This window comes from Eremococcus coleocola ACS-139-V-Col8, from assembly GCF_000183205.1.
Classification (GTDB): domain Bacteria; phylum Bacillota; class Bacilli; order Lactobacillales; family Aerococcaceae; genus Eremococcus; species Eremococcus coleocola.
This window is the reverse complement of sequence record NZ_AENN01000015.1, coordinates 378,179-395,444: the sequence shown is the minus strand read 5'-3', so window position 1 is coordinate 395,444 and position 17,266 is coordinate 378,179. Positions and strand designations below refer to the sequence as shown.

The following is a 17,266-nucleotide window of genomic DNA, read 5'->3' as shown; positions in this document are numbered from 1 at the left end:
AAAAGAGGCCCTAGGGCCTCTTTTATTGAACTAGCTTAAACCTTGTAAAGACTGTAATTGGTACATATTGTAGTAGGTGCCTTCCTGGTCAATTAAATCGTCATGTTGACCCTGCTCAATCACGCGACCTTTATTCATAACATAAATTCGGTCGGCTTTTTTAATCGTAGAGAGTCGGTGGGCAATAACAATTAGAGTACATTCCTGGCGGATTTTTTCCAGACTGGCTTGGATGTAACCTTCGGTTTCTGTATCAATGTTTGCGGTCGCTTCATCTAGGATTAGAATCCGTGGCTTCCGTAAGATAGTCCGGGTAATATTAATCAATTGGCGTTGTCCCGCAGATAGGGATTTACCGCCTTCAGACACCATGGTTTCGTAGCCATTTTCTTGTTCACGGATAAAGCTATCGGCACCTGTAAAGCGGGCTGCCTTTTCGATTTCAGACTTAGTATAGTCCCCATGGAGACGGATATTATCGTAGAAGTTACCATAGAACATAAAGGCATCTTGGTGAACTAAGCCAATTTGCCGGCGGAGACTTTCTTGGGATAAATTTCGGATGGATTGACCATCGATCAGAATATCGCCATCAGAGTAATCATAAAACCGCATTAATAGGTTGATAATCGTAGACTTACCTGAGCCGGTATGACCGACTAAGGCAATCATTTGACCGGCCTTGACCTCGATTGACACATTCTTAAGGACATCTTGTTTGCCATTATAGGAGAAGGTCATGTTTTTAAGGGACACGGTACCTGAAATAGCTTGATCGCTAGCATCGGTATTAGCTTGGGGAGCATACTGGGCATTATCAATTAGGTAGATACCCCTTGAAGCGGCCACTAGCCCATCCTGGTAAATTGAAAGAGAACCAATCATTTGACCAATGGGATGGAAGAAGGATTTGGAATAGTTAGTAAAAGCATAAATCATCCCTACATCTAAAGTAGACCCGCCTAAGAGTTCTTTACCAAAAATCCAAATGACTAAGACAAGAACGATTTGTTCAATTAAGTTAACAGCTGGCATTAAAAGGGCGGCATCGAGGCGGAACATATTAATCCGCGCCTCAACATATTCAGAATTAATTTTGTCAAAGTCAGCTTTCATGCGCTCGCTTTGATTAAATTGTTGGATAAGCCACATTCCCATGGTTGATTCTGAAAGTTGGGCATTCACCCGACTTAAAGCCTCCCGCATCCGACCATAGACAATCGTCGAAGTTTTTTGATAGGCTATGATTAAAATAAAAACCAGTGGGATAAAGGCAATGAAGACCCAAGACATGGAAATATTCAAAGAAAACATGGCGACCCCGACCATAATTGCATTGATTAACCCATCAAAGAAGGTTAAGAAAACATTCCAGAATTCTTTAATGGTTTGGGTATCATTGGTCACCCGGGAAACAACTTCGCCGTTGGGTGTTTTATTAAAATAATCCATGGAGAAGTGAATGACTTTAGAATAGATTTGATTCCGCATGCCAGCTACGGTTTTTTCAGAAGCTAGTTTAAAGGTATAGTCTTTAAAATAAGTCACTACCATTTTAATGAGTAGCAAAATCAAGTAAGTCAAGGCAATCCGAATGGTTATCGCCATGGTGGCATTATCCTTGGCGAGGTATTGGTCAATATAACCTTGAATAATTAAAGGCATATAGGCAGTTAAACCAGAGGTAATCATCATCATGATGATAGAAATTAGGAAGTGTTTGCGTTCATTTAAGGCAAAGTGGAAGAGGTACTTAAGAATAGAAGCTTGTTCTTTTATAGAAAAGGAATTTTTCTTCTTTTGAGAAATGCTATTCATTGAGGTCTCCTCCTTCCAATTTTTGTTCCAGTTGTTGTTGTTGGAACATGTTATTGTACCAGCCATCGATTGCTAGTAATTCAGTATGGTTACCGCGTTCAATCACACGACCATTTTCTAAGACTAAGGTTTCATTTGCATGCATCACGGAAGAAATTCGGTGGGTACCGATAATGGTGATACCACCTTTCCGGTGATCCTTTAGATTATTAAGAATAATCTTCTCAGTTTTGGCGTCCACTGCGGAGAGGGCATCATCCATAATTAGGATTTTAGGATTAATAGCGAGGGTTCTAGCAATCGAAACCCGTTGTTTTTGTCCTCCAGATAGGGAAACACCACGTTCGCCTACCAGGGTATCATAGCCGTCCGCAAAACCAAGGATATCTTCATGGACATTGGCTAATTTAGCAAAGTATTCTACTTCTTCTTGGCTCATGTCTGGGCGGCCAAAACGAATATTATCGCGGACCGTGGTTGAAAAAAGCAGGTTATTTTGCGAGATATAACCAATATTTTCATTAATTTCATCCAAATCAATTCGTCTTAGCTCAACTCCATCCACCTTAATTGAACCTTGATTTACATCAAAATTTCTAACAAGAAGGCTAAAGAGGGTGGATTTACCAGACCCGGTTTTACCAACAAGACCTAGAGTTTGGCCGTCTTTTAAATGGAAGTGAATATTTTCAAGGGCATCATGTTCTGCATGGGGATAAGTAAAACGGTCAATATCAACCTGCAAATCCTGATAAGTAAGTCCTTTCGTCGCATTGCTAGGATTAACTACCGATGCGGTTTCATTGAGTAAGGCATCGATTCGATCATAAGAGACATTGCCTCGTTCTAAGGTGTTGACCATCCGCCCCATGGCAATCAAGGGCCAGGTCATATTTCCAAGATAAGAGAAGAAGGCAATCAGTTGACCAATCGAAATCCGACCGGATTGAACAAAGAAAGTACCGAAGAAGATAGTTAAGACATAAGTTAGGCCGGTGATGGTATCAATGACGGGACCATAAGCCGAGTCATAACGATAAACTTTTTCATTTTTGTCGACGACATTGTCTGTCGCTGCAACAAAGTCTAGATAGTCATCTTTTTCTTCACCAAAGGCTTTAATGACGTTGATACCAGCCACTGATTCTTGGACATGGTCATTTAATTTTGAGAAGGATTCAAGTGATCCGCGGAAGGTCGTTCTGATTTTTTTCCCTAAGTAACGTGAAGCTAGGAATAAGAAGGGAAAAGGTATAATCGTTAATAAGGATAATTTCCAGTCAATCACAATAAACATGGAGAAGAGGGTAGCAAGTGTAATCGAAAGGGAGTCGGTTAGGGTTAAAATCCCACCCCCGGCCACGAAGCGAATGGCAGCCAAGTCGTTGGTGGCATGGGCCATCAGGTCACCGGTTCGGTGTTGGTTGTAGAACTCTTGGTCCATCTTGGTTAAATGATTGAAAAGTCGTTTCCGTAGAATGTATTCTAACTTAGTAGAATTGCCAAACAGAAGGGTTCGCCAGATATTCCTCAGAATATACATAGCTAAGCCGACCGCAAGTAGAATAATGATGTAGCGTGTCAGACTGGCTTGGCTTAAAGTCTTATTGGCGAACTCATCAACTACTTCCCCAATGACAAGGGGGATATAGGCTGATAAGAGGGCACAGGCAATGAGACCTGCCACCGCACCGAGCGTGGATTTCCATTTTAATTTGAAAAACCATGCCAATTTCTTAAAAATTGTAAACATGTCATTCTCCTTTTTTTATCAAATTCTAATAAAAGTGCACATTTAAATATAAGTTTGAATTGTAATAATGTCAAGGTAAGTGGCTTAGTTTTATTAGAATTCACCGCTTAGGTTAGAAAATACTCATGATAAGATCTTTCATTATTATAATAGAAATAGAAGTAAACATCATTTATTAGGGGTTGAATGACCAAAATGAAGGTAAGGGAATGACTGGCTCTGCCTAATTTGAAGTGTGCCAATATGAAAAATGAATCCAAGGCCAATACTTAAATCACTTTTTAAGGTATAAAAAAGACTGGGCCAAAGCCCAGTCTCACATAAAATAATAATTAAATTAACTAGATATAAAGCTCCGTCAAAACTTACATTTTTACAATAGTTCGACCTAAGTGAGAGCCTTCTTTTAGTTTTTGAATCGTCGCTGGCACTTGGTCTAAGCTAATCACATTATAAAGCGTAGTGTCAGTCACATTCCAGTCTCCTGCCATTTTATTCCAAAGGGCTGGTCTTTTTTCAATTGGCACTTGGACAGAGTCAATTCCAAGAATTTTGTTGCCTCGTAAGATCATTGGGAAGACAGTGGCTTCAAATTTAATACCGGCAGCATTACCGCACATAGACATCGCCCCATCGTAACTTAATTGGCCTAGGAGAGTTGCGGCCACATCACCACCAACCGTATCTAAAATATAATCAAATTGACTGCGGCCTAAAGGTTTTTTATCTCCTAAATCTTTGCTGTCCAAAATATTATGAGCACCTAAGTTTTTAGCTACCTCTACTTGGTAGTCTTTACGGACAAGGGCTGTAATGTTTTGGTAGCCTGCTTTAGCTAGAATTTGTAAAGCAACAGAACCTACGCCTCCGGTCGCACCGGTTACAAGAATTGCAGGATTATCAGTCACTTTCATGCCCGCTTCTTCAAGAGCAGCAACAGATAAAGCAGCAGTAAAGCCAGCTGTACCAAAAACCATGGCACTTTCGAGATTCAGTCCTTCCGGTAAGTGAACCACCCACTCAGCCGGTACTTTAGCATATTCCGCCAAACCACCAGGATGGGAAACCCCAATCCCAAATCCTGTTACTAAGACTTGGTCGCCCTTTTTAAATTGGTCAGAGTTTGACTCTTCAACTGTACCAGATAAATCAATCCCAGGCGTCATTGGATAGTGACGGATCACACCACCCTTGGTTTGGCTGGCTAACATATCTTTGTAGTTTAAAGAAGAATAAGCTACTTTGATTAAAACATCACCCTCAGGTAGGTCATTTTTTGTGAGTGTATCAATACTCAGTTCGACTTGATCATTGTTTTCTTTCACACGTAGAGCTCTAAAATCTGTCATTTATCTTCCTCCTAAAAATTTATACCCGTTAATTTTATCGGAAGCGATTACATTAGACAAGCGATTTGCTTATTTTTGTCAAAGAATTATGAAATTTAAAAGAAAAAATCATAATCAAAGTAGACCCGGTTTAACCTATGTTATAATTAGATTGATTATGATTAGAAATTGAGGGTAGAATGATGCAGACTTTAACAAAATATATTACAGATTTTACTAATATTCCTTCGCCAACCGGTTACACGGAAAAAGTGATGGATTATTTATGTCACCGTTTAGACCAATTAAATTATGACTATCAACGGACACCTAAGGGTGGCGTTTTAGTCGAAGTGAAAGGAGCGAATCACCAAGCCGCTCGTTTACTGACCGCTCATTTAGATACACTAGGGGCCATGGTGCGGGCAATTAAACCGGATGGTCGGTTAAAAATCGACTTGGTGGGTGGTTTTGGTTATCCTTCGATTGAAGGTGAAAATTGTTTGGTCCACTTAGCCGGCCAAGATAAGACTATTTCCGGAACTATTTTGATGCACCAAACCTCAGTCCATGTTTATAAGGATGCTAAGACGGCCGAAAGAAATCAGGATAATATGGAAGTGCGTCTTGATGCCAAGGTAACTAACGCAGAAGAAACCAAGGCTTTAGGAATTCAAGTGGGGGATTTTATTTCTTTTGATCCACGGACCCAAGTCACTGAGTCCGGTTTTATCAAATCACGTCATTTAGATGATAAAGTTTCTGCCGCGATTTTATTAGAATTTTTAGACCAATTGAGTCATTCTGACAAAAAACTCCCCCATACCACTTATTTTTACTGGTCCCCTTTTGAAGAAGTGGGTCACGGCGCTAATTCCTCCATCCCGAATAATGTGGTTGAACTTATTGCAGTTGACATGGGGGCCATGGGAGATGACCAAGCCACGGATGAATATTCAGTCTCTATCTGCGTAAAGGATGCTTCTGGTCCTTATCACTACGGTTTGCGTAAGCATTTGGTGCAATTAGCTCAAGACCAAGAGATTCCTTATCAACTTGATATCTATCCTTATTATGGGTCTGATGCATCTGCGGCGATGTCAGCCGGAGCAGAAGTTCGCCATGGACTTTTTGGGGCTGGGATTGAATCCAGTCATTCTTATGAAAGAACTCATCTAGATTCAGTCAAAGCCACCTATGATTTGGTGACCGCTTATATTTACTCCTCAATGTTAGTATCAGGAGGGGAGCTTAATGAAGACTTTTACTAAGTTGAGTATCACTAGTCTTCTTATCGTATCGTGTTTGAATCCTCTTCCAGTTCAAGCACAGATGAATAATCTTTTTCCTGACTTTGATTTATTTACCCAAGACCAATTAAGTCGGGATAATTTAACTAGTTCAGTGGAGGATTACCGGCAAGCGTTTAACCTAGCATTAACGAAAATTCAAAAAATGGAAGATTTTACAGTGACTTATCGGATGGTAGATGTGGAAAATCAAGTTCCTCTTTATGAAGGTCAAATTGATTTTCAAGGTTCACAAGGTCGAGCCGCTATGAACTTTACTTTTAATGATTATGATGTTCATGATAAAACCAAGTTACTTGCCAGCCACCCGCTTAAAATTATGGCCTATGATAATTTTAACTTAGTCTATAGTCAACAAATGGCCTGGTTTAATTCCTATCAAATTTTACAGACTTATTTTGATATCCAAGCCAGCCAAAGACAAGCTTTGGACGACCTAGATCAAATTTATTTGATTTCTGAAAATGGACGTAGAAATGAAGATTTAAGCATAGAAGATTATTTCTCAGCCTTGGTACTCTTACCCGACAGTAACTTAGTCAACCAAATTAATCCGAGTCATTTGACTCATAGTCAAGCAGGCTATCACTTGCAGGCGGAATTAACGGATATCCCTGAAGGTTTATTTAAACGTTCAGGCAATTTTCAATTGCGGTCTAATTTCACCTACGATATTCAAGCCAGAGCGATTGCTCCAATGAATCACCAGGGGCAACTGGCAAGTTTTGATCCCCAGGCTAGTAGCCAGAAAGGTCAATGGGATTTTTCATTTAACCATGAATTAAACCTTGAGCGCAATGAAGATAGTCTAGCAATCGATCAAAGCCTTAAAGGCCCCCGATCGAGCTTTGATGAAGTGAGTCAAAGTTATCAATTGCAAGATTTTGCGGCGGATAAACATTTGCATTCTTCCGATGTCACTCACAAATTAAGAAAGATAGATTTAACTTTAGATCCTAGAAATAATACCTATCATTTAGGCTTAGAAGGGATTGCTGAAGACTTTGAACTAAATATCTTTGAAGATAAAACGGCTGATTTAAAAGGAATCAAATGTTACTTAGAAATTGACGTTCAGCCACTCGCAAATCCGGTACCAGACTTCCAGGATTTAGATCGGATGACTGCGGAAGAACTCAAGTATAGCCTGCAAAATATTATTGATAAAAATCAAGAGGAGTAAGTTATGCAATTAAGAAAACGTGCGAGTCACCGAATAAAAAATGGTGGACGCTTAATTCAAGCAGCAGATTTAGTGGATAGCCAAGACTTGAATCAGTATGGACAGGGTCAGATTGTTACTTTAACCGATTCAGACCATGAATTTTTAGCTTGGGCCATGGTAGCACAACAAAATAAAGGGATCGCCTGGGTTGTCAGTTATGACCGTGATTTTGTTTTCAACCAAGAATATATAATTTCTCTGGTCGAAACTGCTCTTAAACGTCGTCATTTTTTATTTGATAGTGCTCAAACTAATGCTTTTCGTTTATTTAATGGTCCTGGGGATGGACTCGGGGGATTGACCGTAGATTATTACGCGGGGCGTCTACTTTTTACTTGGTATAATCGGGGTCTTTATCAATATCGCGATGAAATTCTACAAGCCTTTCAGGAAAAAGTTAAAGAAATTCGAGCCATTTTTGAAACCATACGTTTCCCTTTGGAGCCCAGTCAAGCGCCTCATCAACAAAGCTTTGGCCCTGAAGGAGAATCAGATTTTGTCATCTCTGAAAACGGCCTTCAATACCAAATTTCCCTCGGTCAGGATTGGATGACAGGTATCTTTTTAGATCAACGCGATGTACGTCAATTTATCCAAAGCCAAGCTCAAGGGCTAGCTGTTTTGAACTTGTTTTCTTACACAGGTGCTTTCGGTGTCGCAGCTGCTAGTGGTGGGGCGTCTATGACGTTGAATGTCGATTTAGCCCAACGGGCTCAAGAAATGACTCAGCAAAATTATGCCTTAAATAATTTAGAATTTGACAGCCAAAATCAAGTGAAAATTATGGATGTCTTTGATTATATTGATTATAGTCGACGCCACCAGTTACGTTATGATTTAGTCGTTTGTGATCCTCCAAGTTTTTCCCGGTCCAAAAAACGGACCTTTTCGGCATTAAATGATTATGGCCAATTAGCGACTCGTTTGGCAGACTTGGTTAATCCAGGTGGACTTTTGATTCTATCAACCAACCACTCGGTCTATCAACGTGAAGCGTTTGAAAATGATGTCAGAAAGGCCCTAAACCAGGTTGGTTCCTTCCAACTGATCCAGGCTTTTAGTCTTGGTGAAGATTTTCCCACGACAGTGGACTTCGAGAGTCAATATTTGAAAGTATTAGTATATTATCGGGCTAGTTAAACATAATAAGGAAGTGAAAGTATGAAATGGGGTATTATTGGTGCCGGTAAGATTGCCCATCGGTTTGCCACAGCTTGTTTAGCTGACCCAGAAAACCGAATTCTTGCTGTCTCAGCGCGTAACCCCCTAAAAGGACAGATTTTTTGTCAGCAATTTGGGATTGAAAAGACCTACCAAGATCCTCAGCAATTATTACAAGAAATGGACATTGAAGCAGTTTATATTGCCTTACCCCATGGTCTACACCAGGAGTGGGTCATTAAAGCTTGTCAAGCCGGTAAAGCGGTGCTTTGTGAGAAACCCTTAGCTATAAATGCAAGTCAAGTAGCTCAAATTATTGAGATACAAAAGCAGACGGGCGTATTGGTGATAGAAGCCATGAAGACCCGCTTTATTCCCTTGTATCAATATTTAAAAGAAGAAATTATTGGTCAGGGTCTCTTAGGAACTATCCAAAAGGCATATTTTTCCTTGTGTAACCAAATGGATTTAGAGGGTCAAAATTCTTATCATATGCAAGCTGGACAAGGGGGGCGCTTTTAGACTGTGGTATTTATTGTGCCGCTTGGATCCAGGATTATTTTTCCGACCAACTTCGCCTGGTTGATCAAGAGAGTAAAATCTATCGGAATGTTGATGTATATAGCCTAAGTCATTTTAAACAAGGCCCGATTGATATTTATTTAGAAACGGGTTTTGATCGTAAACAAGCTAAGCAAGCAGAATTTATTGGTGACCAGGCAAGTCTGATTGTGGATGATCTCCATCGGCCACAATTTGCTCACTTAATTGATATCAATGGTCAAAATCAGACAATCCATATTCCTTTTGAACATGACGATTTTTTTAGCCAAATTAAACAATTTACGGAATTATATTTAACCGGAAAAAGTCAAAGCTCAATTATGCCCTTGACTGACTCTTTGGCCTGTGCCCAGATTCTTGACCAAATTAAAGCAAAAATATAAGTATTATTTGAATAAGCATACGAATAAGTATTGGTGACACCCGTCTTAGAATTTGCTACAATAAATAGGAAGTCCAGCTTATTGGAAAACAAGGAGGAAATAGCATGATCTGCCCTAACTGCGGAAAAACTGTAAGAAGTAAACATCAATGTGCCCACTGTGGCCATGTTTTTAGTTCTGATGAAATAAAAGCCATGAAAAAAGGAACGGTCGTTCCTAAAAATCCAGTCTCAAAAGAAAGTTATGATTATGACGAAAACACGGGTTATGATGAATATGCCAAGGATACAGTTAATAATCAAGAATATGAGAGAGAACCAGTCATTGATTCTAAGAAAGAAAATAGGACAGTAGCAAGGGACGAGGAACTTCAAACTCAGAGAGAACCAGTGCCGACTCCTGTTGTTCCAGATGCTCCTGAAAGTAACCAAGTAGATGCGGACGATCCTTTCCAAATTGATGAAGAAGAAATGCGACGGATTCAAGCGGAAAATGATCTGGATGAAGCTTCCAACTATGATGATCAAGACTTCGAAGAAGATTATTATGAAGATGAACCAAGACGGCGCGGTGGCTTCCTTTCAGTTTTGTGGGGAATCCTTAAATTATTAATTGCTGTTGCCATTGTCTTTCTATTATTCTTATTCGGACCACAACTTATTGGCAAAGTAACTGATTATTTTAATCAAGATAAGAGCGAGAGTAGTCAGCCAATTGAAACAAGTGAAAGTGAAATAGAAACAGGGGCTGACCCAAGCACTGGCTCTAATCAAGAAAGTAATCAAGCCGCTGAAGAACAAGGAACTTTCACAGTGAGCAACAAGGAAGTTAAGACGGATAACTACCCTATCATTGAAGTTGATTTAGCTTTTGACCAAGAATTAGAAAGTGTTGATCGGTCAACATTTAACTTTGCCATTGAACAAGATGGTCAAAAACAAGAATTAGGTCAAGCTTTTGCCTTAACTAAAAATGGTAAAAATTTAAGTCTTAAATTTAATGATCCAGGGCAAGTCGGTGACGGCCAAGTACAAATGACTTCCGAAAATTCTGACCAAGCTGGGCAAGCAAACTTATTCATTACGAGTCAGGATGGTAAGTTTGAAGAAAAAATTTCATTTGATCGTCCACAAGCGGATCAAGCCAATGCTGAAAAACAAGCTGAATTTAATAAAGCGATTGAGAGTGGAACCAACAATGATGTTTCAGTATACTTAGCTGACGCCAGTGAACCTAGTCAAGCTTATCAACATCAAGCCAAAGAAGTAGAAGCTGCCAATGAAATAGCTTGGTTTATTCTACAAAATCTTTATGAAAAAATAGATGCCAACGAATTAACCCTAGAAGAACCCGTTGAATTAAATGAAAGTTTAATTGCTCAGGGGGATCAAGGCAATATTGCAGCTAGCAGTCCAGAAACTCCATTGACTATCAGTGATTTAGTCTATGCAATGGTTCAAGAAAATGATGTTACTGCTATGAATCATTTAATTCAAGCACTGGGTGGACCTAATCAATTTAATACTTGGTTGAATGAACATGATTACTTTGCAACTAAGGTGAATACTCTTCTTGCGGTTGATAATGAAGGTGGTGTTACAGGGGCAACTACAAGTATCCAAGATTTAGGCTTATTGTTAAATAAATTGGCCAATGATGAACTAGTTTCTGCTGAAAGTGATGCAGCCATTAAAGAACAATTACTTAATACGCCTATCAATAACAAGTATCCTGAAGCTGGTATTCCAGACGTAACAGGTCGCTATGAAATTGCTAGTGCCGATGCCAATACTAAACAAAATTATTATGCGGGTATTTTAAAAACTGAAGCCAAAAACTATATCGTGGTGATGTTGTCTGATAAAGCTAAACAAGCAGATTTCACCAAATTGTTTAATAGTTTAGCTAGCTTATTAGTAACAGGCACAGATACTAGTGACGAAAGTTCTAGTAGTGATAGCCAAGCTCAAGCTGAACCAGCTGTTGATGAAAGTAGCCAAATATCAATATTACCATCACCAAATACAGGCCAAGAAACTAATAACGCAGAAGGCACAGAGGCTAATACAAGTACAGGAAATGCTAATGGTCGAGAAGACTATTATTCTCAATTAGTTGAAAATACCGGAGAATATGTTGTCTTGCCTAACCGGTCTTATGTGAATGAAAATGGAGTTGTGGTTGAGCCTAAATGGTTCAAAGCAGAAGACGGCAGTTATAAATATAACTAAGCAGTTAGTTCTTTAGTAAAACTTATATACAACCAATCTAGTGAATTTCAATTCCTAGGTTGGTTTTTTGTTTATAAATTTTTGAGAGAAACTTTTATCATTTACTTGATTTTCATCTAAATTCAAACGATGTATTTCCTTTAAATAGGCTGGTGTTCATCACCTATTAGGTGTATAATTAAGAAAAATACACGTGAAAGGTGATGTGTAATATGAGCCCTTATTTAGTAGAAATTGTTGTTCATGCCATTAAAGAAAAATATTTGACTGAAAAGGCCTTTTATAATGACCAATTAGGTATTTCGCCCCAATCTTGGGATCGGTGGAAGAAAGGGGAACAAGGTCTCAAATACGAAAATATGCAAATTATATCTACTTTGTTTACCGATTATGAATGGATGCTCGTCCAAAAGATAGTTCGTCAAGCCCAACTTAGTCCTGATTTTATTCATAATCCAGTAGCAGAATATATCTATTTAAAGCAACAAATAGCCAAGACTTGGTTACAACATGATTTGGCTCGGATAGAATGGAAACATAGTCAAGAAAATGAGTTAGGTTCTGTTCGTAAGTCAAATATGGTTATTCTCAGACTTGTGGCCGATTATCAAATCTGGGGTTACTCTGATATAATTGAAATGCGTTTACCTGGGGTTATCCAAAATCAAATTGGACATGACCAACGGAAGCTATTGCAATGGGTCAATGATGAATCAGCTAAGTACGAGGAGGCTGATCAGATTTAATAAAGGAGTAGGTCATGGGAACTAAGAAAAAAACAAAAACCAAGCCTAAAAAGTCAAAGAAGAACAAACAAACGACACCTTTCATTAAGAAATGGCGTCGTTTTAAATCGAAGTTACTCCAAAAGATTGGTTCCATGACCATATTTGTGGTCGTATTTTTACTTCTCATCATGGGATTACTCTATAAGATGCTAAACTTTTCAGGGCAAAATGATGGAGCCCAATTACAAGCTCAACAAGAAGCCTTTATAAGTCAGTTGGTTCCAACTGCCCAAAAATTACAAAGACAATATGGGATTTTAGCTTCTGTTTCCTTGGCTCAAGCTAGCTTAGAGTCGAATTATGGGATGAGTCAGTTGGCGAGTGACTACTATAATTTATATGGAGTTAAAACGGAGGCGGATGATGAAGCGGGTATTGATTTAGAAACCCAGGAATTCCAAGATGGATCTTGGCTTACCATTACGGACCGGTTTAAAGTATATGATTCTTGGGAGCAATCAATGACAGAACATGCACATTTAATTTATTATGGGACTAGCTGGGACCCAGCTTTTTACCAAGCAGTTTTAGAAGGAGAAACTTATCAAGCACAGGCCAAAGGGCTTCAGCTAGCAGGTTACGCAACCGATCCTGATTATGCGAATAAATTGATTGAAATGATTGAGAGCTGGGATTTGTCCCAATATGATCAACCAGAATAATATATTTTGTTTTTTATGTAAAAGACCGTGAATGCCCAGGTAAATATGGTATCATAATAAGCAGAAACTATTTGAAGTAGAGGTGAGACAATGACGAGAGACTTTTATCCAGGTCAGACAATTGGGATTATTGGGGCAAGCATTCCCTCGGCTTTATTGGCTCAAGCTGCAGGGCGCTTAGGCTATCGGGTGGCTAGTCTAGTGTTGGAAGATGTGAATCCCGTACGGCAATTTGCTTCCTGGCAAACTGTAGCAGAATCATATAATGACCAGGCTTTGACATATTTTGCTGAGCGGGTTGATTTAGTAATGGTTGAATTGGGCCTGCTCTCAAATCGTTCTTTTCAACTATTAAATAAGCTGACCGAGGTAACCTTGTCTGATGATTTAATCGCCATTACTACCGACAGATTAATAGAAAAAGCATACTTAGATAATCATCAGTGTCTAGTGGCGCCTTACTCTTTAGTGACCAACATCGAAGATATTAAAGAAGCGGTTGAGTATTTAGGTTTTCCTTGTGTTTTAAAAGCAAGTCAAAGAAACGTAGCCCAAGCTGATGATAATCTCATCCTTTATTCAACCGAAGATTATTCTGCTGCTCAGGCTAAATTAGAAATTGGAACTTGTATTTTAGAAGCATGGATTCCTGTTGAGCATAAGGCTTCGCTGACCATCGTACGAAACCAACAAGGCGAAACCCTCTTATATCCAATCTTTGAGGAGGTTAGTCAAGGGGATGTGTCAGGCAGTCAAGTGCGTTTTCCTGTCTCCTTACCAGCCTTTATTCAAGAGGAAATCGAGCGCATTGGCTTTGAGCTAGCTCAAAAATTATCTTTGGTGGGTGCAACTACGCTCAAGGTCTTTATTACTTCTGCTGATGTGATTTATGTGAATGGTGCTACCATCGGCTTAGGACAAGAGGCCATCTTCACTTTAGGTACTACGTCCATGGATCAATTCCAGGCTACGGTCCGAGCGAGCTTAGGTCTTCCTTTACCTGAATTAAGAATTATGGCTAAGGCAGCTATTTCGATTCCCTTAAATCAGTTAAATCAGGAACAAGTTCTAACGCAATACCGTCTGCGGAATGATTGGCACTTTGCCTTGTTTAATCCGATGGGATCTGATCCTGATAAATTAAGTGGTTATGTCGTAGTTACGGGGGACTCCTTGGCTTCCTGTGAACGGCAAATCGAAATAACTGAATTAATGGCTTAAGAAAAAGCGGCAATATTGGCAAGCGGTGAAAGACTTTGCTTTTTGCTTGATCGATTATACTAACTGTTGAAATGATAAGAATTATTCATATTAAATAATTGGGAGGGACTGAGCTTTTTGCTTAGTCCCTCATTCTATTTACAAAATTAGGAGTTTTATTATTTTGTACTCTCAGCTTTTTTGTAATGATCCGTGTGACGGTAAAATGCTAGAACCCAGTTAGAGGAAAATTCCTGACTTGGCATAAAGTATAGAATAATCACACAAAAATACCTAACTGAACCAAAAGTTAAGAAAAGGAAGGCTTAAATTCTTTACTTTAAAGGAAAGTGAGGATTTTTGCTTTTTTAATGGATGTCACTTAAAAAGTCTAGTTAGATTCGATATAATAGAAGCCGTGTATACGTAAAGTCCTTGAAAGAAATCAGTGACGGAGGAAATCCTTAAATGACAGATTTACAAAAAAGTATTGATTTATTAAATGACCGCCAACGGCAGGCGGTTCTGACCACCGAAGGTCCAGTCTTAATTGCTGCCGGAGCTGGTTCGGGTAAAACCCGGGTTTTGACTCACCGGATTGCTTATTTGGTCCAAGCTAAGCAGGTAAATCCCTGGAATATTTTGGCAATTACCTTTACCAATAAAGCTGCCAATGAAATGAAAGAACGGGTTCAAGCTTTAGTGGGTCCTGCGGCCGAATCAATTTGGGTTTCTACCTTTCATGCCATGTGTGCTCGGATTTTACGGCGGGAGGCGGCCAAGGTTGGTTATAGCAGCAATTTCACGATTATCGACCAAGGTGAACAAGCAACCTTAATGAAAAACATCTTGAAAGAACTTAATCTTGATGGCAAACAGTTCAATTATAAAGACTTTTTATATGTAATTGATGATGCCAAGAATAAAGGCCAGTTGCCAGAAGACTTTGCTGCCAGTCATGCAGGATTTATAGAAGATATTCAAGCCAATGTCTATGCCAAATATCAAGCCTACTTAAAAGCGAACAATTCCATGGATTTCAATGATTTGATTTTGTTAACAGTAAAATTATTGGAAGAAAATGAAGAAACCCGTTTGTTTTATCAACATAAGTTTCAGTATATCCATGTGGATGAATACCAAGATACCAACCAGAGCCAGTATCTTCTCGTCCAATTATTGACGGGTATCCTACGGAATGTTTGTGTGGTCGGTGATGCTGACCAGAGTATTTATGGTTGGCGGGGAGCGAATATGGAAAATATCCTTAATTTTGAAGAGGATTTCCCCGATGCAACTACGATTCTCTTAGAGCAAAATTATCGGTCTACCCAGACTATTTTGAATGCAGCCAATTCAGTGATTGAAAACAATAAATCACGGCAAGCCAAAAAATTATGGTCAGATAAAGCCAAAGGGGAAAAAGTATCCTTTTATATTGCAGATAATGACCGGTCCGAAGCCATGTATGTGACGGCAACCATTGAGCGGTTAAAACAAAGTCAGCAAGCCAAAAACCAGGACATTGCGGTCCTATACCGGACCCAAGCTCAATCCCGGAGTTTAGAAGACCAGTTTCTTAAAGCCAACCTGGCTTATCGCATTGTGGGGGGCTTAAAATTCTATTCCCGGAAGGAAATCCAAGATACCTTGGCTTATCTACGGCTGATTGATAATCCTTCGGATAATTTAAGTTTTAGACGAATTGTAAATGTACCCAAACGTGGGATTGGCCAGACCTCAGTCGATAAATTACAAGATTTAGCCAATCAAATGGGCGTGTCCTTGTATGAAGCCATGGAACAGATGGTCTTATCTAATATTCCAAGTCGGACACAGGCTAAATTTTTCGCCTTTAAAACCATGATTGACCAACTGCGTCAACAAGCTGAATTCCTACCAATATCTGATTTGGTCGACCAAGTTTGGCAGCAGTCAGGGTATCTAGCAGACTTACAAAAAAATAAGGACATTGAGTCTATGACTCGGATTGAAAACTTAGAAGAGTTTGCTTCAGTAACTAAAAGCTTTGATGAAGAGGACCAGTCCATGCGGCTAGAAGCAGATCCTGATATGGTTGACCCTGATCAAGATGATCAATCCGAGACTGACCTTAGTCAGCGCCAATTACTAACCCTCTTCTTAACCGATATTTCCTTGGTCACCGACCGAGAGAATAATGAAAACCAAGATCCTGACCAAGTGACCCTCATGACTCTTCATGCAGCCAAAGGGTTAGAATTTCCTTATGTATTTATGGTAGGAATGGAAGAAGGACTCTTTCCTTTAAGACGGGCGAGTGAAAATGAAGAGGAATTAGAAGAAGAACGCCGCTTAGCCTATGTTGGTATGACCCGAGCTCAAGACCAACTCTTCCTGTCAGCTTCAGCTAATCGACTCTTATACGGCCAGTACCAACATAATCTACCGAGTCGTTTTATTGATGAGATTGATTCAGAGTTATTGGAAGTTAAAAACGAGGGCATCAACCACTTGGCTTCCAGTTCATGGAAGACTTCCCCTAGTTTTTCTAATTTTGGCACAAGTATATCAAGCGCTGCTGGACGCCAGAGTGCCAATTCAGTGCGTCTGTCTAAACACCGGCCTAAAACCAGTCGATCTAAGGCTGGACTAACTATGACTAAACAAGGGCAACAAGAAAACCAAGTGGAATGGCAAGTGGGAGACAAAGCCAGCCATAAGTTGTGGGGCACAGGTACAGTTATTGCTGTCAAAGATTCTGGTAAGGATAAGACCTTGTCTATTGCCTTTGAATCGCAAGGAATTAAACATTTATTAGCCTCCTTTGCACCGATTACAAAAGTTGACTAATCTAAGATGGC

The 17,266-nt window shown here is 39.5% G+C and carries 13 protein-coding genes; 10 read left to right on the top strand and 3 right to left on the bottom strand.

Going from position 1 to position 17,266, the window contains the following annotated elements:
* Nucleotides 1-30: 30 nt before the first annotated feature.
* The 3 genes from HMPREF9257_RS05555 to HMPREF9257_RS05545 all read right to left on the bottom strand — a co-directional run bounded on the left by HMPREF9257_RS05555 (nt 31) and on the right by HMPREF9257_RS05545 (nt 4,920).
* Nucleotides 31-1,818 (bottom strand): ABC transporter ATP-binding protein, encoded by a 1,788-nt coding sequence (locus HMPREF9257_RS05555; RefSeq protein WP_006418160.1) that lies wholly within the window; start codon nt 1,816-1,818, stop codon nt 31-33.
* Nucleotides 1,811-3,571 (bottom strand): ABC transporter ATP-binding protein, encoded by a 1,761-nt coding sequence (locus tag HMPREF9257_RS05550; protein ID WP_006418268.1) that lies wholly within the window; start codon nt 3,569-3,571, stop codon nt 1,811-1,813. The genes HMPREF9257_RS05555 and HMPREF9257_RS05550 overlap by 8 nt, the downstream gene beginning before the upstream one ends.
* Nucleotides 3,572-3,936: 365 nt before the next feature.
* Nucleotides 3,937-4,920, bottom strand: coding sequence for a YhdH/YhfP family quinone oxidoreductase (locus tag HMPREF9257_RS05545; protein ID WP_006418387.1), 984 nt, complete (start codon nt 4,918-4,920; stop codon nt 3,937-3,939).
* Nucleotides 4,921-5,102: 182 nt separating this feature from the next.
* Here HMPREF9257_RS05545 and HMPREF9257_RS05540 point away from each other — a divergent pair, with 182 nt between their 5' ends.
* The 10 genes from HMPREF9257_RS05540 to pcrA all read left to right on the top strand — a co-directional run bounded on the left by HMPREF9257_RS05540 (nt 5,103) and on the right by pcrA (nt 17,255).
* Nucleotides 5,103-6,170, top strand: a complete 1,068-nt coding sequence (locus HMPREF9257_RS05540) for a M42 family metallopeptidase (protein ID WP_050782822.1) — start codon at nt 5,103-5,105, stop codon at nt 6,168-6,170.
* A complete protein-coding gene (locus HMPREF9257_RS05535) occupies nt 6,154-7,392 on the top strand; it encodes a hypothetical protein (protein ID WP_006418307.1) in 1,239 nt (412 codons plus the stop codon). The genes HMPREF9257_RS05540 and HMPREF9257_RS05535 overlap by 17 nt, the downstream gene beginning before the upstream one ends.
* Nucleotides 7,393-7,395: 3 nt before the next feature.
* Nucleotides 7,396-8,574, top strand: coding sequence for a class I SAM-dependent rRNA methyltransferase (locus HMPREF9257_RS05530; RefSeq protein WP_006418139.1), 1,179 nt, complete (start codon nt 7,396-7,398; stop codon nt 8,572-8,574).
* A 21-nt stretch (nt 8,575-8,595) separates the two neighbouring features.
* Nucleotides 8,596-9,117 carry a Gfo/Idh/MocA family protein gene (locus tag HMPREF9257_RS05525; protein ID WP_006418235.1) on the top strand — a complete coding sequence of 174 codons (522 nt, stop codon included), beginning with the start codon at nt 8,596-8,598 and terminating at the stop codon, nt 9,115-9,117.
* Nucleotides 9,118-9,326: 209 nt separating this feature from the next.
* A complete protein-coding gene (locus HMPREF9257_RS05520; RefSeq protein ID WP_006418476.1) occupies nt 9,327-9,542 on the top strand; it encodes a hypothetical protein in 216 nt (71 codons plus the stop codon).
* A 104-nt stretch (nt 9,543-9,646) separates the two neighbouring features.
* Nucleotides 9,647-11,773, top strand: a complete 2,127-nt coding sequence (locus tag HMPREF9257_RS05515; protein WP_006418137.1) for a serine hydrolase — start codon at nt 9,647-9,649, stop codon at nt 11,771-11,773.
* Nucleotides 11,774-11,985: 212 nt separating this feature from the next.
* Nucleotides 11,986-12,519, top strand: a complete 534-nt coding sequence (locus HMPREF9257_RS05510) for a hypothetical protein (protein ID WP_006418549.1) — start codon at nt 11,986-11,988, stop codon at nt 12,517-12,519.
* Between the two features lie 14 nt (nt 12,520-12,533).
* Nucleotides 12,534-13,223: a glycoside hydrolase family 73 protein gene (locus HMPREF9257_RS05505; RefSeq protein ID WP_006418444.1), complete on the top strand. Its 690-nt coding sequence runs from the start codon at nt 12,534-12,536 to the stop codon at nt 13,221-13,223.
* Between the two features lie 90 nt (nt 13,224-13,313).
* A complete protein-coding gene (locus HMPREF9257_RS05500) occupies nt 13,314-14,444 on the top strand; it encodes an ATP-grasp domain-containing protein (RefSeq protein ID WP_006418314.1) in 1,131 nt (376 codons plus the stop codon).
* 447 nt (nt 14,445-14,891) lie between these two features.
* Nucleotides 14,892-17,255, top strand: coding sequence for a DNA helicase PcrA (gene pcrA, locus HMPREF9257_RS05495; RefSeq protein WP_006418254.1), 2,364 nt, complete (start codon nt 14,892-14,894; stop codon nt 17,253-17,255).
* Nucleotides 17,256-17,266 lie beyond the last annotated feature (11 nt).